Origin of the sequence: Marinifilum sp. D714, assembly GCF_030851345.1 — a bacterium.
In the GTDB taxonomy this organism is placed as follows: domain Bacteria; phylum Bacteroidota; class Bacteroidia; order Bacteroidales; family Marinifilaceae; genus Marinifilum.
Genome location: NZ_JALPNU010000004.1, coordinates 90,788 through 117,662 on the forward strand (window position 1 = coordinate 90,788; position 26,875 = coordinate 117,662).

General features: G+C 35.4%; 15 protein-coding genes and 1 other RNA gene. 11 read left to right on the forward strand and 5 right to left on the reverse strand.

Translation table 11 applies throughout. From position 1 onward, the window contains the following. Positions 1 to 4: 4 nt before the first annotated feature. Together M0051_RS05610 and M0051_RS05615 are read right to left on the reverse strand one after the other, a co-directional pair. The gene (locus M0051_RS05610) at positions 5 to 1,003 is read right to left on the reverse strand and encodes a hypothetical protein (RefSeq protein ID WP_306740575.1); all 999 of its coding nucleotides are present in this window, start codon (positions 1,001 to 1,003) and stop codon (positions 5 to 7) included. Positions 1,004 to 1,350: 347 nt separating this feature from the next. After that, positions 1,351 to 2,046 carry a DNA-binding domain-containing protein gene (locus M0051_RS05615; protein ID WP_306740576.1) on the reverse strand — a complete coding sequence of 232 codons (696 nt, stop codon included), beginning with the start codon at positions 2,044 to 2,046 and terminating at the stop codon, positions 1,351 to 1,353. Positions 2,047 to 2,737: 691 nt separating this feature from the next. Here M0051_RS05615 and M0051_RS05620 point away from each other — a divergent pair. The 9 genes from M0051_RS05620 (at position 2,738) to M0051_RS05660 (ending at position 20,982) form a co-directional block, all read left to right on the forward strand. Continuing rightward, positions 2,738 to 3,322 carry an RNA polymerase sigma-70 factor gene (locus tag M0051_RS05620; protein WP_306740577.1) on the forward strand — a complete coding sequence of 195 codons (585 nt, stop codon included), beginning with the start codon at positions 2,738 to 2,740 and terminating at the stop codon, positions 3,320 to 3,322. Positions 3,323 to 3,498: 176 nt separating this feature from the next. Further along, a complete protein-coding gene (locus tag M0051_RS05625) occupies positions 3,499 to 4,491 on the forward strand; it encodes a FecR family protein (RefSeq protein ID WP_306740578.1) in 993 nt (330 codons plus the stop codon). A gap of 191 nt (positions 4,492 to 4,682) precedes the next feature. Continuing rightward, complete coding sequence (locus M0051_RS05630; protein WP_306740579.1) at positions 4,683 to 7,934, forward strand: SusC/RagA family TonB-linked outer membrane protein; 3,252 nt, start codon at positions 4,683 to 4,685, stop codon at positions 7,932 to 7,934. Between the two features lie 17 nt (positions 7,935 to 7,951). Next, complete coding sequence (locus M0051_RS05635; RefSeq protein WP_306740580.1) at positions 7,952 to 9,484, forward strand: RagB/SusD family nutrient uptake outer membrane protein; 1,533 nt, start codon at positions 7,952 to 7,954, stop codon at positions 9,482 to 9,484. Positions 9,485 to 9,574: 90 nt separating this feature from the next. Beyond that, positions 9,575 to 11,896 carry a GH92 family glycosyl hydrolase gene (locus M0051_RS05640; protein ID WP_306740581.1) on the forward strand — a complete coding sequence of 774 codons (2,322 nt, stop codon included), beginning with the start codon at positions 9,575 to 9,577 and terminating at the stop codon, positions 11,894 to 11,896. 63 nt (positions 11,897 to 11,959) lie between these two features. Beyond that, complete coding sequence (locus tag M0051_RS05645) at positions 11,960 to 14,299, forward strand: GH92 family glycosyl hydrolase (protein WP_306740582.1); 2,340 nt, start codon at positions 11,960 to 11,962, stop codon at positions 14,297 to 14,299. Positions 14,300 to 14,396: 97 nt separating this feature from the next. Beyond that, a complete protein-coding gene (locus M0051_RS05650) occupies positions 14,397 to 15,842 on the forward strand; it encodes a basic secretory protein-like protein (protein ID WP_306740583.1) in 1,446 nt (481 codons plus the stop codon). Positions 15,843 to 15,892: 50 nt separating this feature from the next. Continuing rightward, entirely contained in the window at positions 15,893 to 17,914 is a 2,022-nt protein-coding gene (locus M0051_RS05655; RefSeq protein WP_306740584.1) for a basic secretory protein-like protein, read from the forward strand. A 143-nt stretch (positions 17,915 to 18,057) separates the two neighbouring features. Then, entirely contained in the window at positions 18,058 to 20,982 is a 2,925-nt protein-coding gene (locus M0051_RS05660; protein ID WP_306740585.1) for a GH92 family glycosyl hydrolase, read from the forward strand. A 173-nt stretch (positions 20,983 to 21,155) separates the two neighbouring features. On the opposite strand, the gene ssrA is transcribed toward M0051_RS05660, so the two are convergent. After that, positions 21,156 to 21,559, reverse strand: a transfer-messenger RNA (tmRNA) gene (gene ssrA / locus M0051_RS05665). Positions 21,560 to 21,815: 256 nt separating this feature from the next. Here ssrA and M0051_RS05670 point away from each other — a divergent pair. Beyond that, on the forward strand, positions 21,816 to 23,048 hold the full coding sequence (locus M0051_RS05670; protein ID WP_306740586.1) for an NAD(P)-dependent oxidoreductase: 1,233 nt from the start codon (positions 21,816 to 21,818) through the stop codon (positions 23,046 to 23,048). A gap of 124 nt (positions 23,049 to 23,172) precedes the next feature. Here M0051_RS05670 and rpe read toward each other — a convergent pair whose 3' ends face one another. Together rpe and M0051_RS05680 are read right to left on the reverse strand one after the other, a co-directional pair. Next, a complete protein-coding gene (rpe, locus tag M0051_RS05675; RefSeq protein WP_306740587.1) occupies positions 23,173 to 23,823 on the reverse strand; it encodes a ribulose-phosphate 3-epimerase in 651 nt (216 codons plus the stop codon). A gap of 116 nt (positions 23,824 to 23,939) precedes the next feature. After that, the gene (locus M0051_RS05680) at positions 23,940 to 24,806 is read right to left on the reverse strand and encodes an RNA polymerase sigma factor RpoD/SigA (RefSeq protein ID WP_120241668.1); all 867 of its coding nucleotides are present in this window, start codon (positions 24,804 to 24,806) and stop codon (positions 23,940 to 23,942) included. A 307-nt stretch (positions 24,807 to 25,113) separates the two neighbouring features. Between M0051_RS05680 and rho the strand changes: the two genes are divergently transcribed. Further along, on the forward strand, positions 25,114 to 26,868 hold the full coding sequence (rho, locus tag M0051_RS05685) for a transcription termination factor Rho (RefSeq protein ID WP_306740588.1): 1,755 nt from the start codon (positions 25,114 to 25,116) through the stop codon (positions 26,866 to 26,868). The last annotated feature ends 7 nt before the right edge of the window (positions 26,869 to 26,875 follow it).

Sequence of the window (26,875 nt, forward strand, 5' to 3'; positions counted from 1 at the left end):
GATTTTATTTTGGTGCATTTTGCCCCAACATCTTAGTAATCTCTGTTAAGCTTAAATTAAAATTAGAACCTTTTTCAGAAAGGTATCCAGTAGAAGTTTGCTCGTAGATAGCTTTAGCTAATTGTAGCATTAGTTCGTTTCTGTTTGTTGTATCCTTTTTATCTAGTATGGCATCGAATAATTTATATGATTCAAAAGCGTTTGCCCTATGTCGATTTAGATTTTGCAAATGCCTGTTTACAGTGTATTGCTTAAAAGAGAAACTAATAATGTATATCTGAATTGAAATAATTAAAACTCGAGTAATAATATTGCCAATATTATAATTTGCAAATTCACCTGAGGTTCTTAAGTTTTCTGTTGGAAAGTGGTCATAAATACCGTAAAAGAAAGATATTACAAAAACAAAAGCGATAAAAACTCCCAATAATAACCAAAGAACTGAGTAGCTTCTATGTTTTTCCCAAACTTGACCGAAAATTTGAGCGTAATCCGAAGTAATATGTTTTTTTGTTTTATTTTGAAGTTCCTTATGAATGGTTTTTATATTATCTTCCATTTCAAGTAGTAACTTATGTTTTCGTTCAAAGATTTTATCAAATTCTAAATCAGGATCGACCCTTGTTTCAAAAAGCTTAATCGTTGAAATTGTGTAGTAAAATTCATTGTTTAAAATTTCATCAGTCCACTTTATAATTTTTGATGTGTCTCCAATTGAAATTCTGTACTTTGATTTCCCATTAGAACTGATCTTAATCATACTGATTTGGGTGAGAAATGAGCTGCAGTACTTATATAAATCATTGGTTACGTCTTTTGGGATAACCTCAATTTGTTGTTTGCAAATTCTTATTGCCTCCTTTAATAATGTGTGATAGGTAAAAAGTAAATCTTTACTTATGTTCCATTCAGTGATTAAGATAGTATCAATATTTAACCTTTCATTTAAATTTATATCTAAAACACTTTTAAATGTTTCATGGAGTTGGGTTGAATTAGTCATGTGTTTTGTTTATTAGTGCTTAAGGTGTTAAGATTAAGGGTTGGATAATACTTAAATGTTAACCAAATTTAAACAATAAAAATTATAACTAATAAAATAGATGGGAAGAATTTGCCTGCCATCAAAAGCAATAAATAGCCAAAATTAAAAACTTAGTATACTAAGTCTCCGACCAGAAGCATACTTAGTGTCGGACCAGAAGCATACTAAGTCTCCGACCAGAAGCATACTAAGTCTTCGACCAGAAGCCTACTAAGTTTTGTAAGAAGGCTATTCTAAGCATATCAGGCATAAAAAAACTCCCCGAAAAAAGAGCTTCGGAGAGTTTCCTGAGAAAATGGGAGAGATTAGTCTACGGTTAATTCATAGTCTAATTGTCCAGTACGTAGGGTTTTCCCTTCCAAATAAGTACGAATCTCTAAACTGTACTTGCCAGCGGTTAAACCATCGGGAATGGTAAAAATCAGTTCAGATGGCATGTTGCGCATGTAGGTGGTTACCTTGTGCTCGGTATTGTCGGCTGCAATAAAGAACAAACCTTCATCGGCAATGTCCTTGTTCAATTTTAGCTTGGAACCTTTTACTATGCCACCCTTGCCAGGGGTAATCTTTTCGTTTTTGCTGGCAGTTTCCGAATCCTCGAATCCATCAATTTTAGGAAGCACGTCCGAAGCAGTTATTTTCTTCAGCTTCACTTCCTGTGTTAAATTCCTGAAATTGACGCCTGGAGTAAAGTTCAGATTGACTTTGTGATACTCCGGATCAAATTCCATATGGTCAGCATCAAAAACACCTGCAATGCTTAAACGAATATTACACATGGGTGTAATAACGTTGTTGCCTGCCAATAGCTCTTCGTGAATCTGTTCGAACACAGCATTTACAGCCAAGGTGGCATCAACTTCGTTTAAGGAAGAGTGGCGTTTTACAGCTCTGGAAACAATGGCTTCAAATTCGGAAGTTTCGAAAACCAGAGTTTGTGCCGAAAAATCATCTTCACGCTGAGTGAGAGGATTTTTTCGTAAGTAAAATGGTAAAGTCATATTATATAGTATATTTACCTGTGAATACTAGCCCGCAGTCTGATGTCGTAAACCGTCCAAAGTTTGTTCAAAAGACTGCGAGGCTTTTCTTATCAATAATAAAGCTAGAAAAAATTAAACTAGCTTCAAACCCACTTTCAAGAATTAACCTTTATTAACAGTAGGAGCCATTTACTTATTTTAATTGTGACATTTACACGAAAGCTTTGTGTTTGTTTATGTTTTCAAGGATTTGTCTGCTGTAATAAGCATCTACTTTTAAATATTTATTCTATGTTAATTTAGAAAGAGTTTAAAAAACCAACTGAATTTCAAGTTTATCCCAATTCTAAAATAATATCAGGTGAATCCGGAGGATGGCTTTTAGTATGAATAAAAGATAAATGCAGTGGCCGGATTTGTGTTTGTTGTTCCTGGTGGTGGCTGTAGGAAATCAGGCTTTGAATTGTATTTGCTAAAAACAACCCATAATGATTTGCTGTGATCCTAATGAGAGCCTGCTTAAACTGAAACATATAAATGGCTTGAATGAATTGTACATATTTATCCTATTCAAATTCAATAAAATAACATTTGATAATATATTCAGGAGGAATTGGTCTTGAAAATTGTTGTGTTAACCAACTTGCTATTTCAGAACATTCTTAAAATAGAAAAAGATTTCTAAATTTGGCTTTGAAGAAAAAAGTCCATGACAGATTTAAGCAACCATTTGTATTCAAAATTAAAGGCAGGAAGTAAATATGCTTTTCAAGAATTGTTTGAAGAGTATTATACTTCTATGTATTTCTATGCCTGCAAATTTGTAGATGATGATTTGGCAAGAGATCTGGTTCATGACGTATTTATGATATTTTGGCAGAACAAAGAACACATTACCATTAAATCCTCTTTATCTGCCTACCTCTTTCGAATGGTTCGCAACAAATGTCTTCAGGAAATCGAAAGCCAAAAAGTGAAAGACACTTATCGTACAGAATCATTAAATCTTGATGAGCTCGCCTATTATAACGATGGAATAAAAAGTATCATCGAAATAGAGTTAGAAGAAAAACTTAAAGAAGCTATGGATAAAATGCCTGATGGTTGTCGTCAGGTGTTTGTTATGAGTCGTTTTAATGGCCTTAAGAACAAGGAAATTGCAGAACAGCTAGGTGTTTCGGTCAAAGCCGTTGAAAAACAAATCACCAAAGCTCTTAAAATTCTTAAGCTTGAGCTAAAGGAATATCTTCCTTTATTGATGTACATATACTTTAAAGGCTCTGATTTTTTATAAAATGATGTGGTCGAATTAGAATGTAATATAAAATTTTCTTCCCTAAGTTACTGATCCCTATAGTAAACTGATCATTTGATGTCATTGTGGATTAATAAAAATAAAAAAAAGCGAAAATTGGAGGTAGGGTAAAATCTATTTTTCCGATCATGTAGAATAGAAACCGAGAATTAAAGATGAGTAATAAGGATAAAATAGTACAATTCCTTCAGGGACAGCTTAGTGAGGAGGAGCAGATTCAGTTTCTTGATTGGGTTTATTCGAATGCCGAAAACAAAAAGGAGTATTTCCAGCAAAAGGATATCTGGGATTCCTATAAAATGCATTCTGAAAAAGGAAAAATAAACCTGAAGAGAGAATGGAGGATTTTATCCAATCGAATTGATCTGTTGAAAATTCCGAAAACTTACACCCTTAAGAAGGGTTTTGCTTTGTGGATGAGGGTTGCCGCAATAGTTATTGTAGTATTTGGCCTGGGATGGGGTGCCAATATGTTTTTAGATTCGATGAACAAACCAGAAAAGCTGGTTCATAAGCTAGAAGTGCCAAAAGGGCAAAGATCGAAATTGGCCCTGGCTGATGGAACCGAAGTATGGTTAAATTCTGATTCGAAATTGGATTTTTCGTTCGATAACGATAAAAAGCAGAGAGTAGTAACATTAAGTGGAGAAGCATTTTTCAATGTCAGCAAGGATAAGGAAAAACCTTTTGTTGTGAATGTGAAAGGACAAAGCTTAAAAGTACTTGGTACCGTTTTTAATGTTAGAGCCTACGAAAACGAAGAGAATGTTTACACAACGCTTGAAGAAGGAAGCGTTGAGGTAAAAGCAGCAGGACGAGCCGTCATTATAGAGCCTAATCAGCAATTGATTTATAGCCGATTAAGTAATAGGTTGTCATTAAAAAAGGTAGATACGAATTACTATACCGTATGGCGTGAAGGTCGTTATGTTTTTGAAAATGAAAGTTTCGATAATTTGATTCGAATGGTTGAAAGATGGTATGATGTAAAGTTTGAATATCCGAAGGAGTTTTTTAGAAATATGCACTACTCTGGAGTTATCAAGAGGACTAAACCTGTTGAACATGTTTTGTCATTAATTAATCACACAACTAAGATTAAATATGAGTATAAAGGGGATGTTATTGTCATTATCCCTGTTGAATAAATATTAACAATTGATTTTTTATTTTACCATTTACTAAAACGTTTTAGTAGTGTAAAGGAAGAAAAAAGTTGAAAATACTATTGCCGGTAAGGAGCTTTTAAGTGTAAAAAGGGAAATGCGGTAACATTTCCCCTCACAAAATAAACCTCTTTATTGAAAAGAAGATTCATTAATTAATAACCGTTAAATTTATGAAAAAAAAATCGTTTTTAATGTCTGCTAAATGGAGAGAATATGGCAGACGGTTTGCAATTGTTTGTTTGGTGAACATATTGCTGCTACTTTCTACTGCATCTGTAGGGTATGCACAGAACATCAATCAAGAGAAACGTATTACATTAAAAATGCAGAATGTTTCTATTGTAGATGTGTTTAAAGAAATACAAGCAAAAACTGACTTTGATTTCTTTTATAAGAATGAGCAATTGCCTCAATCAAAAAAGTTTAGTGTAGATGCAAAAAATTTATCTGTTGAGAAAATTCTTAATCGAGTACTAAATGGTACAAACTTAACATTCAAGCTTGTAGATACGGATATTGTTATTTCTCCTCTTCAACAAAATAAGCAAGAGGAAAAGAAAATTTCGGGTAAGGTAATCGATTCTAATGGATTGCCATTGCCTGGAGTTAGTGTGGTTATCGAAGGAACCACACGTGGTGGAGTAACTGATTTTGATGGAAATTACGAAATCGATAACGTAGAGTCAGATCAGGTTATTCTATACTCTTTTATAGGTATGACTACGCAGAGAGTTATAGTATCTGAAGCTACAAGCTTCGACATTACACTTCAAGACGATACACAAGGTTTAGAGGAAGTTGTTGTAATTGGTTATGGTGCTGTTCAAAGAAAACAAATTACCAGTTCGGTAGCTACTGTTGATACTGATGATATTGCTAAGGTAACTGCTTCTTCTCCAGTGCAACAAATTCAAGGTCGTGTAGCAGGTTTAACAGTGTCTACTCCTAAAGGATCAGATCCTAATGCTAGTCCAGACATCTTAATTCGTGGGGTAACTTCTACAGGAGGTCAATCGCCACTAATTATTGTTGATGGTGTTGCTGTTGGATCTTTAGATATTGTTGCTCCTGAAGATATTGCTACTTTTTCAATTTTGAAGGATGGTTCTGCAGCTGCAATTTATGGATCCAGAGGTACAAATGGTGTGATTTTAATTACTACCAAAGAAGGGAAAGAATCAAAACCAACTGTTGAATATTCTGGCTATTATGCTTTCGATCAGATCAGTAAAAGACCTGATGTTTTAACTGCTGATGAGTTTCGAGCTTTAGGAAATAAGATGGGCGTTGCAACAGGTGATGCTTCTACCGATTGGTACGACGAAATGCTACAATCTAATCACAACACGGTTCATAATATCGCATTTAGTGCAGGAAATAAAAATTCTAATTATCGCGCATCTATTAATTATATGGATAATAAAGGTGTTGCATTAGAATCTTTTAAGAAAAACTTAAGTGGTCGTATTAACATCAATCACAAAGCAATTAACGATCGATTAAATGTGCGTTTGAGTTTATCTGCTTCTCAAGCAAAATATAGATTAGCAGATTATGGCGCTTTTGGTTCTGTTGCAAAGTTTAATCCTACCAGACCTGTTTATGAAGAAAATGGAGAATTTGCAACCTTCCAGGAATTTGGCGTAGATAACCCAATTGGAAACATACGAAATTACTCTACAGAGAATATTAAGAAAGTTTTATTAGCGAATGTTTTTGCTGAGTTCGAAGTAGTAAAAGGTTTAACAGTTGGAGGTAGAGCTGCCTGGAAAGTAGAAGATGCAAATTCAGGATCTTATACTTCATCGAAAAATGAAAATTTAGCAAAAGATGATATTAAGGGTGTGGCAAGTACATCATCTTTTTATAGCTATAAATATACTTACGAGGGAAACATTAACTACAGAAAAAGATTCGATAAGCACGATTTTAATGTAATGGCCAACTATACTCACGAAGAAGATACTTGGTATACTTACTCTATGAGTAACTCGGGCTTTGTAAACGATAAATTTTTATGGCATTCTATTGGTTCAGGACTTAAATTAACAAATCCTGTTAATGATGATGGAGTTCAGGATTTGAATGGACCTGCAAGTATGGGAAGTGGAAGAAGTGAGAAAACCCTTGAATCTTGGAGAGGACGTTTAGTGTATACTTATGATGATAAATATGCATTAACAGTTAGTTACAACAGAGAAGGTAGCTCTATTTTTGGAGAAAATAACAAATGGGGTAATTTTTATGGAGTATCTGCAGGTTGGACCATATCTGATGAAGATTTTATGGAAAGTCTATCATTTGTTAATTACCTAAAATTGCGTGTTGGTTATGGTGAAACTGGTAACCCTGCTACAGGACCATATAATTCATTATCAACTGTTGTTCAGGAAGGTTTGCCTTATGTGTTTAATGGAAATGTGGTAAGTGCTTACGCTTTAGAAAAAAATCCAAATCCTGATTTGAAATGGGAGCGTAAAAAAGAGTACAATATTGGTTTCGATTATGCTATCGCAAAAAATCGTTTTGATGGTAGTGTAGATTTGTACTCAAGAAAAACAGATGATATGTTGTATAGCGCAGCTGCTCCTGTTCCTTCTTTAATTAAGCCTACCATTGTTAGTAATATTGGTGAGATTTCTTCAAAGGGTATTGAGGTAAGTGTTAATGCTAAAATTCTTCAAGATACAGAAGTAAAATGGAACACTAATTTTAATGTTTCTTACAATGTAAACGAGGTTGAGAAACTATCCAATGCCGATGAAGAACCAGTTCCTTTTTATGCTGGAGAATTACCTGGAAATGGTTTAGGTAGTGCCTACAGAGTAAAAGAAGGTGGATCGATTGGTGATTTTTATGGCCCTCGTTTCGATAAGTTCGATGAAGAAGGTGGATGGGTATTCAAAGATCTTAATGATGAAGTTGAAGGTTACCATGCTGATACCGATAAAGAAGTAATTGGTAATGGAATGCCGAACTATTTTGTTGGTTTAACCAATAGTTTGCAATACAAAAGGTTCGATTTGGAGATTTTTATGCGTGGTGCTTTCGATTATCAAGTGCTTAATGTGGGTAGAATTTATATGGAGAATCTTGATAAATTTCCTCAAAGTAATATTTATACATCTGCTTTATCAAGTCCATTACGTGCTCCTTCTCAATATTCCGATTACTATTTAGAGGATGGAGATTATTTAAAAATTCAGAATATTTCTTTAGGATATACTTTTGATACAAGCAAATGGAAGAGTATCTCCTATGCAAAAGTATATGCTTCATGTAGCAATGTGCATACTTTCTCTAATTACTCAGGATTATCCCCTGAACTTGGAGGCCATTCTGGTATAACCCCAGGATTTGATAATTTGAATTTTTACCCTGTAACACGCACATTTACAATTGGCGCTGTTGTTAAATTTTAATTAGAGGAGATTATAGAATGAAAAAAATATCATTATTTATAGTAGGAGTCCTGGCATTGTTCATGCAGTACTCTTGTTCCGAATTAGATGAGAAAGTGTACAGTAGTAATTTAACTACTAATTTTTATACTTCAGCTGAGGAAATTGAAGGAGCTTATATGCGTCCTTGGTCGCATTTGCTTTTCTGTGATACCTATTACTATTTAAAGTTGAGAACTTTAGGTACAGATATGGCAGCATGGACAACCAAAACATCAGAAAATCATGGTTATGATAATGCGCTTTGGTCTGAATTGCACAAGCATACCTGGGGTACTCGTCACGGCGAGATAGAATCATCATGGAATACAGTTTGGGAAGGTATTGGTTTTGCTAATGCTGTTCTTGAGGGGATAGAAGATAAGGATTTTGAAGAAATGGGAGTATCCATTTCTAAAGCTGAAATGCAAGCACAATTGAGAGCTTACAGAGCATACATGCACATGATTGGTCTTGACTTTTGGAGAAACATTCCGATTGTAACAAAAGTAGGAGATCCTTACTATCCAGAAACAAAATCAGCACAAGAAGTATTCGAATTTGTAGAGACAGAATTTTTGGCTGTTAAGGGTAATTTACCAAATGCTTTCGAACCTTATGCTCAAGGATTTTTTAGTCAGCAAAGTGTTGAAGCTTTACTATCTCGTTTGTATTTAAATGCCAAAACTTATATTGGGGTTGATAAGTATGCGGATGCTATAAAAATGTGTGATGCGGTTATTTCTTCTGATTTCTATGAGTTAGAGGCAGACTACTTGGATGCTTTCTCAAAAGATAATAATTTATCAAAAGAAAACATTCAGGTGCTTACCCAAAAAGGAGGATCTTCTATGTCAGCACCTTTGCACGCACTTACTTGTTACTGGAGCAATCACGTAGATGCAGGTGGATGGAACGGAATTATCACACAAGAGGGTTTTTATGATTCTTATAGTGATGATGATGCTCGTAAAAATCAATTTGCGGTTGGTCCTCAGTTTTATGCAGATGGAACTCCTGTTTATATTGAAGCAGGAAATCCAGGTAGTGGACAGCTTGTTTATTCTAAAGAGGTAACAACTTTTCATAGTGAAGGTTTGTTTGAAGGAGCACGTTGTAAAAAATATGAGGCTATTGCAGGTTTAAACTGGAATCAAGAGTACGATATTGTTTTAATTCGTTATGCAGAGGTGCTTATGAACAAAGCAGAAGCAATTATGCGTCAAAACAACGGACAAGCAGATCAAACTGCAGTTAATTTGGTAAATGAATTGAGAGGACGTGCATTTGGAGATAAATTTGAAGAAAACAAATACACAACAACTACCTTAACTTTAGATGAGTTATTGGCAGAGCGTGGTAGAGAGTTTGCTTACGAAGGACACCGCAGAACCGATTTAATTCGATTTGGAAAATATTTACAGCCTCGTTGGGAAAAAGAATCAACTAGTGACGCTACAAGAATTCTATTTCCAATACCACAAACTCAAAGAGATATCAATACCAACCTGAAACAAAACGAAGGTTATTAATTAAGAAATTTGAGCTGGGCACTTGTTGCCCAGTTCAACTAATAAGATTTAGCTGCCTAAATTATTGTAGTTAATAGAAAATAGTAAAGCATGAATAAATTATTGTTAGGAGTTTTCATTTTTGCAGCTTCGCTTTTGCAAGCATGTTCAGCAAAAAAGAATGGAAATCTTAAAAGTGGGGGAGATTACACAAAATTTGTAAAACCTTTGGTGGGTACTTTAGGCGAAGGAAATACTTATCCTGGTGCTCAGGTTCCTTTCGGAATGGTGCAATTAAGTCCAGATACTGAAAAATGGGATTGGGGTGCTGCCTCGGGTTACGAATATTCTGATAGTACCATCTATGGTTTTTCCATGACTCATTTGCATGGAACAGGAATTCCTGATTTAGGTGATATTTTATTTATGCCTACAACAGGTAAATTGTACATTAACGAAGGGAAAAAAGATTTATCAGAACCTGGATATTTATCAAGCTTTTCTCATAAAAATGAGATTGCTGAAGCCAATTATTACTCTGTTTTGTTGGATGACTACCAAATTAAAGCGGAATTAACAGCTAGTAATAGAGCAGGATTAATGCGTTTTACCTTTCCAGAATCAGATAGTGCACATATTGTTTTGGATTTGAGTCATGTATTGCGTCATAAGGTAATTTGGTCGAATATTAGAGTTGAGGATGACAACACCATTACTGGGATGCATCAGGTAAAAGGCTGGGCGAAAGAACGCTATGTTTATTTCGCTGCTAAATTTTCTCGTCCTTTCGATGCTACTCGTATTTTTTCGAACAAAAAGGAAGAAAAATACGACTCATATAAAACCTACCGATTTAGAAGTAGTGTCGAGTCAGCTGGTCCTGACATTCAGTTTGTTGCCGATTATAGCACAAAAGAAGCGGAACAAATTATGGTAAAAGTGGGTGTTTCGGCAGTAAGTACTGCAAATGCCATGAAAAACTTAGATGCAGAAATTCCCCATTGGGATTTTGAAAAAATTAAATCTGAAGGAAAAGCCCTTTGGAAAAACGAATTGGCTAAATTCGAAGTAGAAGGAAGCAAAGCTCAAAAAGAAACTTTTTATACAGCCGTATATCATGCATTTATGGCACCCAACACCTATTTTGATGTAGACCGTTCTTACCGAGGTTTTGATCAGAATATTCATAAAGCAGAAGGATTTGACAATTATACCGTATTTTCTTTGTGGGATACTTATCGTGCAACGCATCCGTTGTTTTGCTTAACACAGGCCGATAGAAATGCCAATATGATTAATTCTATGTTGGAGCATTACAAACAAAGCCCGGATAAAATGTTACCAATTTGGTCTTTTTGGAATAACGAAACCTGGTGTATGATTGGTTATCATGCTGTGCCTGTAATTGTTGATGCTTACTTTAAAGGAGTAAAAGGTGTAGATTGGGATTTGGCCTATCAAGCATGTGTTCATTCGGCAACTCATCCCGAATACGATGCAACAAAAGAATACGAAAAATTAGGTTACGTGCCATACGATATAGAAAACGAATCGGTATCGAAAACCCTTGAATATGCTTACGATGATTATTGCATTGCTCGTATGGCTAAGGCAATGGGAAAAACTGAAGATTTTGAGCGTTTCTCAAAAAGAGCAATGGCGTATCAAAACTTGTTCGATTCAGAAATTGGTTGGATGAGACCTAAAGATAGTAAAGGAGAGTGGATGCAAGATTTTGATCCTCATTTCTTCAAACACTTGGGTGCTTTTACCGAGGGTACTACCTGGCAGTATACATGGACCGTTCCTCATGATGTTCAGGGATTAATTAACTGCTATGTTGGAAATCAGGAATTTACTCAGAAATTAGATGCTGTTTTTGCCAATAAAGAGGGTAAAGATTATTTAGGAGTAGATGATATTCATGGTCGAATAGGAGATTACTGGCATGGAAACGAGCCTAGTCATCATATTAGTCATTTGTATTCTTATGCAGGACAGGCATGGAAAACTCAAGAGTTAACACGTAAAATTATTGAAACGCAATATGGCAATCAACCAGGTTCACTCTGTGGGAATGATGATTGTGGACAGATGTCGGCTTGGTATATTTTTAATGCTATGGGTTTCTATCCAGTTTGTCCTGGTAGCGATCAGTACATAATTACTTCTCCAGCTTTACCATATGTCAAAATGTACATGAGCAATGGTAATGCAATAGAAGTTATTGCTAAGAATTTTTCAGAGAAAAATATTTATATCCAATCGGTAAAAATAAATGGTATTGATTGGAACAAAGCTTGGTTTAGTTATTCAGATATAGTGAATGGAGGGAAAATAGAGTTTGTTTTAGGTGATGTTATGAATAAAGGCTTTGCATCATCAAAATCAGCTTGCCCTCCTTCATTTTCTGATGATTTAAAAGAGAAGTAATCGGCTTAAAGCCAGACAAAAGTATTTTTATAAATTAGTAACAAATTACTAAAATACAGATTTATGAGATCAATTATTTTTGCCATAAGTTGCTGTTTCTTTCTTGTTTTTGGAAGAGGAGCATTTGCTCAGGATACTGATTTAACAAAGTATGTAGATCCATTTATTGGAACGGAAGAAATGGGACATACCTTTCCTGGGGCTTGTGCTCCATTCGGAATGGTTCAACTGAGTCCCGATACAGATAGTGTACAATTTATTCATGAGGGAAAGTATAATAAAGAAGTTTACCGCTACTGTGCAGGGTATCAGTATAAAGACAAATCTATTGTTGGCTTTAGTCATACCCATTTAAGTGGAACAGGACATTCCGATTTAGGGGATTTCCTTATCATGCCAACAGTTGGGAAGGTAAATTACAATCCTGGAACAATTGACGATACATCAAAAGGTTACCGTTCAATGTTTCGAAAAGAAACTGAAAAAGCAGAGCCTGGATATTACACCGTTGAATTGGATGATTATAAGGTGAAAGCTGAATTAACAGCCACCCAGCGAGTAGGGTTTCATCAGTATACTTTTCCTGCTACCGATAATGCTCATATTATTCTTGATTTAACTCATGGAATTTATAATTACGATGGCAAGGTTTTGTGGTCTACCATTCGTGTTGAAAATGATACTTTGGTAACAGGCTATCGAATAACAAGAGGTTGGGCAAGATCGAATTACCAATATTTTGCCATGACTTTTTCTAAGCCTATTAAAAATTACGGATGTCGTAATAATGAAAAAGTGGTGTACAATGGTTTTTGGCGCAAATTCGACGAAACGGATAATTTTCCAGAAATGGCCGGAAAAGCATTAACTGCGAATTTTGATTTTTCTACCGAGGAAAATGAGAAGATAAAAGTAAAATTCGCTTTGTCGGCAGTGAGTACCGAAGGAGCATTAAAAAACTTGAAAGCAGAAATTCCTCATTTCGATTTCGACAAAGTTAGAAAGGCTACCAAAACAGAATGGCAAAAGCAGTTAAGTCGTGTGCAAGTGGCGGCGTCTGAAGAGAAAAAAGTTACTTTCTATACTTCTTTATACCATTCATTCATCAATCCTGTTGAATACATGGATGTGGATGGGAAATACAGAGGTTTGGATCATAACATTTATCAGGCTGAAGGTTTTACAAACTATACTGTTTTTTCTTTGTGGGATACTTACAGGGCACAACATCCTTTGCTTTCGCTGATACAGCCAAAACGTTCGGCTGATATGATTAATTCCATGTTGGCACATTACGATCAAAGTGTTCATAAAATTCTTCCTATCTGGAGTCATTTTGGTAATGAAAATTGGTGTATGATTGGTTACCACGCAGTACCTGTAATTGCTGATGCTTTGGTGAATGGATTGGAAGGAGTTGATAAAGAAAGAGCTTTGGAGGCTTGTTTATCAAGTGCAAATTATAAAAAATACGATGGTATTGGTGATTACCTAAGCTATGGGTATGTGCCTCACGAAACAAGCAGAGTGGGAGCATCAATCACATTAGAGTATTCTTACGATGATTACACAATTGCACAATTGGCTAAAGCAATGGGAAAAGATGCTATTGCAAAAGAATACATACAGCGATCGGAAAATTGGAGAAATTTATTTGATGATAATACAGGCTATGTACGAGCTAAAAGCAAAGCAGGAGAGTGGGTAAGTCCATTCGATCCTTTGGATACTCATGCAGCTGGTTTTATTGAAGGAAATTCGTGGAACTATTCCTTATATGTTCCTCAGAATGTTAGTGGTTTGGTTAGCAAAATGGGGGGTGAGAAGCGTTTCTCAGATCATTTGGATTCGCTTTTTACCATGCATATTCCAGACAAATATTTTGAGCACAACGAGGACATTACCCGTGAGGGGATTATGGGTGGATATGTGCACGGAAACGAGCCTAGTCATCATGTTGCTTACATGTACAATTGGGCAGGAAAGCCTTGGAAAACACAAGAACGAATCAATCAGATAATGAAAACCAAGTACCTGAACAAACCTGATGGTTTGTGTGGAAACGATGATTGTGGACAAATGTCGGCCTGGTATATTTTTTCATCTTTAGGATTCTATCCTGTTTGTCCTGGTTCTGGTCAGTATGCAATTGGAGCACCTTCGGTTGATCAGGCAGTTCTAAATTTGGAAAATGGCAAGCAGTTTACCATAAAAACTAAAAATTACTCATCGAAGAATATTTATATCAAATCGGTAAAATTAAATGGTAAAAAGTGGGATAAAAACTATGTGAACCATACTGATATTGTAAATGGAGGAGAGTTGTTATTCGAAATGAGCAGTCGCCCAAATAAAAAGCGCGGAATTTCAAAGGATTCTTATCCTTATTCTACTACAAAATAATTTTAATGTGATTTTCTATGGCTGGAAGCCTGACTTTTGGCTATAGAAAACCCTTTTTAAATCACTTAAAAATAACAGTAAGCGAAATAAAATAAACATGATAAAAAACACAAGTAAACTCATGCTGTTAGCATGTGTAACAGCACTACTTATGTCTTGTAATTTGCAGGAAACCACTCCTGTAAATGTAACGGATTACAAGTGTAAAGTAATATCTGACAGAGATGATTCTCCTGTTGGTGAAGATGTTAGTAAATTGGTTGATGGTGATATTTATTCGAAATATTTAACATTTAATAGCAATGCTAGCATTCAATTTACCACTTTAAAAAAATGCAAGTTAAGTTCCTATTCCCTGGTTTCGGGAGGAGATGCCGAAGAACGTGATCCGGTGATTTGCGTTTTAGAAGCTAGTAATGATAAAAAATCGTGGCAAGAAATTGATAGGCAAGAAGGTTTGCAGTTTTCTGGGCGCAATCAAAAACTAAGCTATCCAGTATCTGCAAAAGAAGACTATAAATATTATCGTTTGCAATTGGAAAATAAGGGAACTGACATTTTGCAACTTTCCGAAGTAGAACTATTGGCTACCTGGGATAGCAATGATAACACTCCAATAGCTTTGTTTAAAGCGGAAAATAGAGCTTTTTTTACAAAAGGATTGGTTGAGTTTAACAATTTGTCTGTACAGGCAGATGCTTACCATTGGTATTTTAAAGGAGGAAAGCCAGAAACAAGTACAGCAAAAAATCCAAAGGTGAAATATGAAAGTTTTGGGAAATATCCTGTGCAGTTAATAGCTGAGAATAAGGGATTGAAAGACACTATAATCTTAAACGATTATGTGAATGTTAAACGCAAAGGTGCTTGGAATCAATTCTCTTATCCTAAAATTAACTTCGTAAATGAAACTTTGGGAGGAAATGGCGATTTGTATACAGAATTGGTGCCAAATCCTAAAAAATTAATCAATAATGTCTGTTTAGATGTTTGTAAGATTTTGTACAGAAGTGTTGATGAAATTGATGTTTTAAATGTTTTAGATTATTCTATAGAGGATTTAGAAACCATATCAGCAAAAGGAGGGAATCCACCACATATCAATATCTTTTTTAGCTCATTGTACCTGAAAAATAAAAAAGGAGAAATGAGCGATGCGGATTTGGTAGATGAGATTGTAGGTGTTTTGTATCATGAATTGGCTCATGGTTATCAGTATTCGCCAAAAGGAGCAGGAGCTTATACGGGAGGAACTGATTTTTTCGGCTTTTTGGAAGGAATAGCTGACTATGTTCGATTAAAAGCAGGATATTCTAGCTATAAGTACAGAAAAGTTGGTGGTCATTGGAATGATGGTTACAAAACAACTGCTTTTTTCATCGATTGGTTGCACACAAAGGATCCTGATTTTGTATACAAGATGAACCAAACAGCAAAAACAATTATTCCATGGTCTTGGGATGCAGCTACCAATAAAATATTTGATCAAACTACTCAATCGTTATGGGATGAGTATCAGGAGTATTTAAAAGCGAATAATTAATAATTATCAATTTTGATTGTAAAAATAAATAACCCTAAACAATTTTAATTATGAGAAAATTAGTAAGTGTTTTCTTTATTGCATTACTAGCAACTTTAAGCAGTTGCGATAAAGAAGAATCGTTTCAACTTGATAAAGTTGAGGCCAATGTAGAAGCCAAGTTTGTATCCGATAAGCAAATTGTATTTCCTGGAGATGCAATACAGTTTACCAACTCATCGGTTTATGCAAAAAATATTGAGTGGACTTTCGAGGGAGGTTCTCCTGCTACTAGTACTGAGGAAAATCCTGTTGTTACTTATAACGAATTAGGATCTTTTAAGGCAATCTTAAAAATTAGCAACGAGTATGGTGAGAATGTTAAAGAAGTTGTTGATTTTATTACAGTAACAGATGATGCAGGATGGGGTGACTTCACTTTTCCAACGATTCATTTTACCAATCAAACCATTAATGAAAATGGTGCATTGTATAAGGAGTTAATACCTAACGAGCAAGACTTTATCAGGCGTGCTTGCTTAAAAGTATGTTTCGAAATGTACTTGTTAGCTAATGATGTAAATCAGGTTACTGACATTACCTATACAGTAAAAGATTCTGAAACTATTTCTGCTAAAAGAGGAGCTACTCCACATATTAAAATCGATTTTAGCTCAAGCTATTTGGTTCAAAAGAAAAATCAAGGTTTAAGCGATGAAGAATTGATTAGAGAAATAGAAGGAGTATTGATTCATGAAATTACTCATGGGTACCAATACGAGCCTCAAGGAGCTGGTGGATATGAGCCGGGAACTGATTTTTATGGTTTTATTGAAGGTTTAGCTGATTACGTTCGCTATGTTGAAGGCTTTACTCCTATTAGCAAGCGTCAAGCTGGTGGACACTGGAACGATGGTTACAATACTTCGGCTTTCTTTATCGATTGGTTGCATTCAAAAGATCCTAAGTTCATTCATAAGTTTAATGCTACTGCAAAAAATTTGAACCCATGGTCGTGGGAAGAAGCAATTAAAATGGTCTTGGGAGCAGATGCTTCGGTAAGTGCATTGTGGAACGAGTATCAGTCGGATATTACTTCAGGAAAAATTTCTGAAATAGATGCTGATTTAAAAGAAATGAGAGAGGCTAGAGAAGAGCCTGTATATACTGATCAGGAGCCTGTAGCAGATCTAATTGATATTACAGATACAGGCTTTACAGCTATTAGAGATACTGAGTTTGATTCTCCTGCTGCTGAAGAAATAGGAAATATCATTGATAACAATATAGCTAGTAAGTTTTTGATTTTTACCGACAATACATGGGTACGTTTAGAGAGTGAAACTCCTTCAGTTGTTTCTTCTTATACCTTAACATCTGCTGATGATGCTCCAGGTAGAGACCCTAAAAAAGTAACTCTTTCGGCTAGTAACGATGGCGAAAACTGGGATGTTTTAGATACAAGAGAGGATGTTGCTTTTGAAGAAAGACAGCAAACCAAAACATTTACGTTTAGCAATAGTAAAGAGTATAAATTCTACAAATTCGATTTTGAAAATACCGATCAAGGTGGAATTTTCCAGTTAGCAGAATTAGAGCTAATGGGAACCAAAGAAGGTGGAGATTCTGGTTCTTCTTCAGAAACTGTTGATATTACTGATAATTCTACAGCTACATGGCAAGAGGAAGGTTTTGACTTTTTCGATTGGGGATTACCAAGTTTTGCTTTTGATAATGATGCAGGAACTGCATTTTTTAATATGAATGACAACACTTGGTTTATTTTCGAAACAGAAGCTAAACACAATGTTACTAAAGTAGCAATTACAGCAACTGCTAATATTTTAGGCATCGATTATGTGTTTACACCTGATACTTTTGTATTAGAAGGTTCGAATGATGGCCAAAACTGGACTGAAATTACCTCTGTATCTGAAACAGGAATAGTAGCTTTCGAAGAAAGAAAAGAATTTACTTTCACCAATTCAGAGTATTACTCTTACCACAGAATCTCTATGACTGCTGAAATAGAAGAGAACGATAACAAAAGAATAATGATTGGCGAATTGGAATTATTTGGTACTGCTGAATAGTTCGAATTAGAAGATCTAATAAACAACCTTAAGGTTCCAGTTAGCTATATTGCGCTGGAACCTTTCGTTATATATACTTTAACAAAAAAATGTTTAAGGGGTGTCTTGATAAATATTTATAATTAACAATTTGGACCACAATAATGAGAAATTTTATATCAATTTTAGTCTTAAGTATAATCTTGCATTCGTGTGATACAAAAAAGGATTATACGCAGTATGTTGATCCTTTTATCGGAACAGGTGCTCATGGTCACACATACCCTGGTGCACAGGTTCCATTTGGAATGGTGCAACTAAGCCCTGATACTCGAAACGACGAATCCTGGGATGGTTGCGGAGGTTATCATTATTCCGATTCTTCTATTATCGGATTTAGCCACACTCACTTGTCAGGAACAGGGGTTTCCGATTATGGAGATGTTTTATTATTACCTATTACAGGTAAGGTCAATTTGAATTCAGGAACAAGTAAAAATCCGGATGCGGGTTATCGTTCACGTTTTTCTCTTGACTCTGAAAGTGCGGAACCTGGCTATTATTCTGTTTATTTGGATGATTACAAGGTAAAAGTAGAGCTGACTGCGGGGAACAGAGTTGGATATCACAAATACACTTTTGAAGAAGCGGGAAAAGTCAAATTACTATTAGATCTAATCCATCGTGACCCGGTTATTGAATCAGAAATAAGAATTGTTGGTAATAATCGAATTGAAGGAAAAAGAAGATCTAAATATTGGGCTGGTGATCAACATTTGTTTTTTGCAATGGAGATTTCTAAGCCTTTTGAATCTGCAAAAATATTTGAAGATAAGAAGGAAGTCATATCAGAACGACAAGCGAAAGGAATTCAGCTACAATCTCTTGCCTTCTTTGATGTTTTGGATGGTGAGACCATAGAAATTAAAGTAGCTCTATCGAATGTTAGTATCGAAGGGGCACGCAAAAATCTGGAAGCAGAAGCGAAAGAAATTGATTTTGAAAAAGCAAGAATTAATGCAAAAGAGAGTTGGGTTAAAAGTCTTGGGAAAATTGAGGTAGAAGGAGGAAGCGAGAAGGAAAAACGTAATTTCTATACCGCACTTTACCACTCCTTGTTAACGCCTAATGTTTCTCAGGATGTTGATGGTATGTATCGGGGTATGGATGGGAAAGTTCATAAAGCAGAGGGATTTGCGAATTACACGGTTTTTTCTTTGTGGGATACTTTTAGAGCATTACATCCATTGTTAACCATTATTGAGCCAGATCGATCTGGTGAATTTGCACAATGTTTGGTTCAAAAGAGTAAAGAGTTTGGAGAATATCCAATGTGGGAATTGGCTTCTAACGATACCCGTTGTATGATTGGTTATCATGCTGTTTCGTTAATTGCAGATGCACATGTAAAAGGAATTACAAATTTTAATTTGGAGGATGCTTACACCGAAATGGAGCGAACTGCAATGCTTGATAAAAGAGGATTAAAAGCCTACCGAACTTTAGGATATGTACCTTCAAATAAAAGTAGTCAGGCCGTATCCAAAACATTGGAATATGCATACAATGACTGGTGTATAGCACAAGTGGCAAGAGCACTAGGGAAGGCCGACAGATATTCTTATTACATGAATAGGGCTTCAAACTATCGTAACATTTATGATTCGGAAGTTGGATTTATGCGTGGCAAAACCGATGAACACAAATGGGTTCCCAATTTTGATCCTACAGCAGTTGGATACAATTATACCGAAGGAAACTCCTTTCAATACAGCCTCTTTGTTCCGCATGACATTCCTGGTGTAATCGATTTATTGGGAGGAAAAAAGGAGTTGGAAAATTGGCTCGATGAATTATTTGTAACCGAAATGGAACACGAACTTGGTGATGATACGGATGTAAGTGGTCTAATTGGTCAGTATGCTCACGGAAATGAACCAAGTCATCATATGGCATATTTGTACAATTATTCTGGAGCAGCCTGGAAAACACAAGAAATGGTTCGTGAAATTATGACTACACAATACCAGGATACGCCTGATGGTTTGTGTGGAAACGAAGATTGTGGTCAAATGTCGGCCTGGTATGTATTAAGCGCAATGGGCTTTTATTCCGATTGTCCGGGTAAACCTGTATATGCCATTGGTTCGCCGATATTTTCTAAAGTGAAAATCCATTTGGATAATGGAAAAACTTTTACTCTTACGGCAAATAACAATAGTGGGGAGAACAAGTATATACAATCAGCAAAACTAAATGGAAATGAATTGAACGTGAGTTTTTTATCACATTCAGATATTCTAGAAGGAGGAAATTTGGTATTTGAAATGGCGAATAAACCAAATAAAAAATGGGGTGTAAATCTTGATTTGACTGTTGAGTTTAAAGCTTCGCCAATTGCTTACTTGACGGAACCATCAGATGTGTTTATCGACAAATTTTTGGTAGATATAAAATGCAATGATCCCGAAGCAGAAATTTACTATACTCTCGACGGATCAGAACCAGATAAACAAAGCCAACAATTTAAAAATCCATTTAAAATTAATAAAAGTTCAATTTTGAGTTTCAGAACCTATAAAGAAGGATGTGAACCCGGAATTGTAGTTAAGCGAAGATTAACAAAGCAAAACTCTGGAAACTATCTTGCAGAGAAGGTCCAAAAAGGATTGCAGTACTCATATTTCGAAGGAATTTACCGTTCTGTTTATGATTATGAATTGGATGAGCCTGCGAAAACAGGAATTGTTTCTGTTCCCACTTTAGATGTTTGCTTAAGAAAAGAATGGATTGGACTTGATTTTAAAGGATTGATCAGCATTCCAAAATCGGGTGAGTATACTTTTTACATGTCATCGAACGATGGATGTAAGTTGAGTATTAATGGAGAAGAACTGTTTGAAAGCGATGGACGAAAAACAGTTACTTTTGGTCAACAGGCACAGTTACAATTGGAGAAGGGATTGCACCAAATTCAGATGGGTTTCTATCAATGTTCAGATAATATTGATTTGGTTGTTGAGTGGGAAGGCCCAGGAATTAAACGACAGGCTATCCCAAAGAGAGCATTTTGGCATTTGGAAAATTAAATAGAAGCTCACATCAAATATTTATTTGATATCAGAAGCCCTTTATTCATAAGAATGAAGGGCTTCGTTTTATATTAGAAGGATAATATGTTTAGATGTATTTTTAATATTCAGGCTAGTTTAATAAATACACAATACCCGTTTGAATCATTGATTCAAACGGGTATTGTGTTGTGTGGAGCTGCAGGGAATCGAACCCTGGTCCAAACATGCGACCAATAGGCTTTCTACATGCTTAGTGATTTATTGGTTTTCGACTAAGGGTAGGGAAAGCACACCCGAAACCTTAGCTTATCTTCTAAATTTCGCGAACTCCCCGAAGCTTGAAGTCAGCTAACCCTGAATTGCCAGCATCCCATATACTTACCGGAACAAGGTGGAACCATAAGCGGGATGTCTCGTCGCAGCAACCTTGTGCCGCAATTAAGCTTTAATCTACTATGATTCGATTAAGCAGCAAGAGCGTAATTATTTTCGCCAATTAAAAAGTGTGAGATCCGATATTTACGAGCTGGAATCACAACGCTCGACATGCTTACATATCAATTCTACATGCTGTCAAAACCACGTCAGCCCCTAGAATTCACGCAAAATTAGTAAAAAACATTTAGCTGTTAAACTTATTAGATCAGAAATAGCTGTTTTAGTGCTTTTTTTACTTACCAGTTTTTGTATCATATTAAAAATCAGTAATGGAATAGTGTGTTAAAAATTTAATGGAAATTCTGAAATCTGTTAAATGTTTATTAAATTTAAATAAGTATAGTGTTTCTGATATCAGTTAAGCTTAAATTATTAGGAACACCTTTGACTCACACCTAAAATTTTGAATTATGAAGAATCGCATTCGAGTAGGAGTACTTCGAGAGACAAAAAATCCACCTGATAGAAGAGTGGCTATTCCACCTATAACGGGTTTGAAAATACTGGAAAAATATCCTGATGTAAGCATTTTTATTCAACCTAGCGATATAAGATGTTTTACCGATGCAGAGTATCGTGATCAAGGTTATTTTTTGACTGAAGACCTCAGGGAGTGCGATATTTTAATAGGAGTAAAGGAAGTGAATATTCCCACCTTAATACCCAATAAAACCTATCTGTTTTTTTCGCATACAGCAAAACAGCAAGCTCATAATCGGGAATTACTCCGACAAGTAATAAAAAGAAACATTACATTGATTGATTATGAATATCTAACCAATACTTTGGGGCAGAGACTTGTTGCATTTGGGCATTGGGCTGGAGTTGTTGGAGCCTACAAAGCTTTGCGAGCAAGGGGTATGAGAACTGATTTCTTTGATTTACCTCCTGCACGATCCTGTTTGGATATGAATGAAATGTACAGGCATTTAAAAAAGATAACTTTAAAACCAATTAAAATTCTGATAACAGGTGGAGGAAGAGTTGCAATGGGTGCTATGCAAACCATTCGAGTTTTAAATTTGAAGGAAGTTGATCCTGAAGAGTTTTTAACTACAGAATATGATGAGCCTGTAGTGTGCAGAATAGATCCAGATAAATACGTCGAAAGAGTTGATGGGTCGGATTTTAATTTGCAGCATTTTTACGATCATCCTGAGATGTATCGATCAACATTTAAGAAATTCTCAAAAGTTACGGATTTATATATAGCTTGTCATTATTGGGATCCAAAAGCACCAAAATTCTTAACTCCTGAGGATTATAAAGAGGATGATTTTAGAATTTCGGTAATCGCAGATGTTAGTTGTGACATTGATGGACCATTGCCTTCGACTCTGAGACCTTCCACCATTGCATCCTCATTTTATGGATATGATAGATTTACTGAAGAAGAGGCCATTCCGTTTGTAGATAAACGTAATGTTACGGTTATGGCAGTTGATAATTTACCAGGAGAATTGCCCCGTGATTCATCTATAGACTTTGGAGAAGCTTTGGCTGAGAATGTTTACGAAGCTTTATTTGGTGATGACCCGGAGGGAATCTTAGAACGAGCTACCATAGCTAAAGAAGGAAAACTAACAAAGCATTTTGCTTATTTGCAGGATTACCTGGAAGGCAAAGATGCCGTAACTGTTTAAAAGAAAAGAGGCTGTATCATAAGTCAGAGTAACTCACTTACAATTTAATATTTGAAAAGTATCTAATTGGTATACAAATAAAAAGGGCTGTTTTAATCATTTAAAACAGCCTCTTTCTGAAATATTATAAGTTTTTCAAATTTGATATGGTTTGTGTTGGATCATCAGATCCAAAGACAAAGCTACCTGCGACTAACGCATTAGCTCCTGCATCAAGTAATTTCTTACCGGTCTCTAAATTAACACCACCATCAATTTCAATTATTGTATTGGCATTTTTCTCAGCAATCATAGCTTTTAATTGCTTTACTTTTTTATAAGTGTTTTCAATAAAGCTTTGCCCTCCAAATCCAGGATTTACACTCATTAGCAATACCAAATCAATATCTTGAATAATATCTTCAAGAACAGATACAGGAGTGTGTGGGTTTAAAGAAACACCAGCTTTCATTCCATGTTGCTTGATATTTTGTACGGTACGGTGTAGGTGAGTGCATGCTTCGTAGTGTACAGTTAGATAGTCTGCACCAGCTTTTTGAAAAGCTTCAACATATCTATCCGGATCAATAATCATTAAATGAACATCCAATGGCTTTTCAGCAATTTTATTGATTTGTTGTACTACTGGTAGTCCGTATGAGATATTAGGAACAAAAACACCATCCATAATATCCAGGTGAAACCAGTCGGCTTCGCTTTTATTAACCATCTCAATGTCAGCTTTCAGATTGGTGAAATCTGCTGATAATAACGATGGTGAAACAATTGTTTGCATCTGATTGTTTAATATTAGTATTTTAATTTGGCGCAAAGATATAATTAAAAAAGGATAAGAAAGAAATGCTGAATTTTTTCCCTTATCCTTTAAATATCATTCAATAATGTAAGTATTTATTCTCCTAAGTAGGTTTTTAAGATTTTACTTCTAAAAGTTGACTTCATTCGTTTTATGGCTTTTTCTTTAATTTGACGAACTCTTTCACGAGTTAAGCCAAATTCTTTTCCAATTTCCTCAAGTGAGTATGGTGGTTTTCCATTTAAACCAAAATACAAACGAATGATAGCGGCTTCTCTTTTTGATAGTGTAGATAAAGATCGCTCTATTTCTTTTCTAAGCGAATCTCTAATTAAAGCCTTATCAGGACTAATTTCATCATTGCTTAATAAGATGTCATAAAGCGTATTTTCTTCTTCAGGATTGATAGGGGCATCCATAGAAACATGACGACCAGATGCTTTCAACGCTTCTTTTACATCTTTTGGGCTCATTTCTAAAATGTTGGCAATTTCTTCAGCTGAAGGTTCACGCTGATACTCTTGCTCTAACTGAGAGAAAGTTTTGTTGATTTTGTTGATGGAACCAATTTTATTTAATGGCAAACGAACGATTCTTGCTTGTTCAGCCAAGGCTTGTAAAATTGATTGACGAATCCACCAAACTGCATAAGAAATAAATTTAAAACCTCTTGTTTCATCAAACCTTTGGGCAGCCTTAATTAAGCCTAAATTTCCTTCGTTAATCAAATCAGGCAAGCTAAGGCCTTGGTTCTGATATTGCTTTGATACAGATACAACAAAACGCAGATTACACTTAATAAGCCGATCCAGAGCTTTTTTATCTCCCTTTTTTATTTTCCTGGCAAGTTGAACCTCTTCCTCTGCTGAAATCAGGTCGACCTTCCCAATTTCATGCAGATACTTGTCCAGTGAAGGAGTTTCTCTGTTTGTTACTTGTTTGGTAATTTTTAGCTGTCTCATAGTGGAATTTTGGTATAAAATGATGAAGCCTAACTCCGTCATTAATATTTAAATATAGCAAAATGATTTAAAAAAAGAAATCTGTGAGAACTTATTTAAGGTGTGAGATTGATCCTAAAAATCATCATAATTTCTATTTTCAGGATTATTATGCAATTATTTTTTGCTAATTATAAGTAATTGCGTAATATTGCATTTGAATTCCGATTGATTCTTCTCATTTAGAGGTCGAAAGATCAGGTTCCGTATTGTTCAAATACAATTCTATCTAAAAAAGCATTACCCAAAAAATATTAATAAATTATATATGTACGATATTCTTGAATTAAACAAGAAGCTTGTGCCTGAGTTGCGAGAAATCGCGAAAGAACTTAAAATCAAGAAGGTTGAATCTTTTAAAAAACAAGATTTAATTTATAAGATTCTTGATCAGCAGGCGATTGTAGCTTCTGAAATGAAATCTTCTGAGAAAAAAACTCCTCGCAAGCGAGTTAAAAAATCGGAAGGAGAGACAAAGACTGAGGATGATCAGCCTAAAATTAAACTACGCAGAAGAAGAAAAACTGAACAGCCAGTTAAAGAGGTTGTAAAAGAAGCTGCATCTCAGATTCAACCAGAAGAAAAGAAAGCTGAAGAAGCTCCTGCGAAACCAAAACGTACCAGAAAGGTAGTTGAGAAAAAAGCTGAACCAGTAAAGGTTGAAACTGAAAAAAAAGAGGAGGTTAAAACTCAGAAAGAAGAGGCTCCTGTTGCTAAAGAAGAAAAACCAAAACTAGAAAAGCAGGAAAGAGTCGAGAAAACTGAGAAATCTGAAAGAGCGGAAAGACCAGAAAGATCGGAAAGGCAAGAAAGAACTGACAGAAACGATAGACAGGATCGTCAGGATAAAAATCAGCACAGAAAAAGATTCGATAAAAGAGAGAAAGAAAAACTTTTCGAATTTGATGGAATTATTAATAGTTCTGGAGTGTTGGAAATAATGCCTGACGGTTATGGTTTCCTTCGTTCATCAGATTATAACTATCTGAATTCTCCTGATGATATTTATGTGTCTCAGTCACAAATTAAATTGTTTGGCTTAAAAACTGGTGATACCGTTAATGGTTCTATCCGTCCTCCAAAAGAGGGTGAAAAATATTTCCCATTAATTAAGGTTGAAAAGATTAATGGTCGTTTGCCAGAGGTAATTCGTGACCGTGTTCCTTTCGATCATTTGACACCACTTTTCCCAGATGAAAAATTTAACCTAACCGGAGGTTCTTCAAATTCATTATCTACTCGTGTAGTGGATATGTTTGCACCTATTGGTAAGGGGCAAAGGGGGTTGATTGTTGCGCAGCCAAAAACAGGTAAAACTGTATTATTAAAAGAAGTTGCCAATGCAATTGCTGCAAATAATCCTGAAGCTTATATGATTATTCTTCTGATTGACGAACGTCCGGAAGAGGTAACCGATATGGCAAGAAGTGTAAATGCTGAAGTAATTTCATCTACTTTCGATGAGCCAGCAGAACGTCATGTAAGAGTTGCTAATATTGTGCTTGAAAAAGCAAAACGTATGGTTGAGTGTGGACACGATGTTGTAATCCTACTTGATTCGATTACTCGTTTGGCTCGTGCTTACAATACAGTTTCTCCTGCATCAGGTAAAGTACTTTCTGGTGGTGTTGATGCAAATGCACTTCACAAGCCAAAACGTTTCTTTGGTGCTGCTCGTAACATCGAAAATGGAGGTTCGCTTACCATTTTGGCAACTGCATTAACTGAAACAGGTTCTAAAATGGACGAAGTAATCTTTGAAGAATTTAAGGGAACCGGTAATATGGAACTTCAGTTAGATCGTAAGTTATCTAATAAGCGTATTTACCCTGCTGTTGATCTTACAGCTTCAAGTACACGTCGCGAAGATCTTTTACTGGAAGAAGGTCAGTTGAATCGTATTTGGGTACTTCGAAACTTCTTAACAGATATGAATTCTGTAGAGGCTATGCAGTTTATCAGCGATAGAATGAGAAAAACTCGTTCGAATGAAGAGTTTTTGATTTCGATGAACGATAAATAAATCAAAT

Coding starts and splice junctions, on each gene's coding strand:
- M0051_RS05610 (WP_306740575.1), bottom strand. CDS start 1,003: ATGACTAATTCAACCCAACTCCATGAAACATTTAAAAGTGTTTTAGAT.
- M0051_RS05615 (WP_306740576.1), bottom strand. CDS start 2,046: ATGACTTTACCATTTTACTTACGAAAAAATCCTCTCACTCAGCGTGAA.
- M0051_RS05620 (WP_306740577.1), top strand. CDS start 2,738: ATGACAGATTTAAGCAACCATTTGTATTCAAAATTAAAGGCAGGAAGT.
- M0051_RS05625 (WP_306740578.1), top strand. CDS start 3,499: ATGAGTAATAAGGATAAAATAGTACAATTCCTTCAGGGACAGCTTAGT.
- M0051_RS05630 (WP_306740579.1), top strand. CDS start 4,683: ATGAAAAAAAAATCGTTTTTAATGTCTGCTAAATGGAGAGAATATGGC.
- M0051_RS05635 (WP_306740580.1), top strand. CDS start 7,952: ATGAAAAAAATATCATTATTTATAGTAGGAGTCCTGGCATTGTTCATG.
- M0051_RS05640 (WP_306740581.1), top strand. CDS start 9,575: ATGAATAAATTATTGTTAGGAGTTTTCATTTTTGCAGCTTCGCTTTTG.
- M0051_RS05645 (WP_306740582.1), top strand. CDS start 11,960: ATGAGATCAATTATTTTTGCCATAAGTTGCTGTTTCTTTCTTGTTTTT.
- M0051_RS05650 (WP_306740583.1), top strand. CDS start 14,397: ATGATAAAAAACACAAGTAAACTCATGCTGTTAGCATGTGTAACAGCA.
- M0051_RS05655 (WP_306740584.1), top strand. CDS start 15,893: ATGAGAAAATTAGTAAGTGTTTTCTTTATTGCATTACTAGCAACTTTA.
- M0051_RS05660 (WP_306740585.1), top strand. CDS start 18,058: ATGAGAAATTTTATATCAATTTTAGTCTTAAGTATAATCTTGCATTCG.
- M0051_RS05670 (WP_306740586.1), top strand. CDS start 21,816: ATGAAGAATCGCATTCGAGTAGGAGTACTTCGAGAGACAAAAAATCCA.
- rpe (WP_306740587.1), bottom strand. CDS start 23,823: ATGCAAACAATTGTTTCACCATCGTTATTATCAGCAGATTTCACCAAT.
- M0051_RS05680 (WP_120241668.1), bottom strand. CDS start 24,806: ATGAGACAGCTAAAAATTACCAAACAAGTAACAAACAGAGAAACTCCT.
- rho (WP_306740588.1), top strand. CDS start 25,114: ATGTACGATATTCTTGAATTAAACAAGAAGCTTGTGCCTGAGTTGCGA.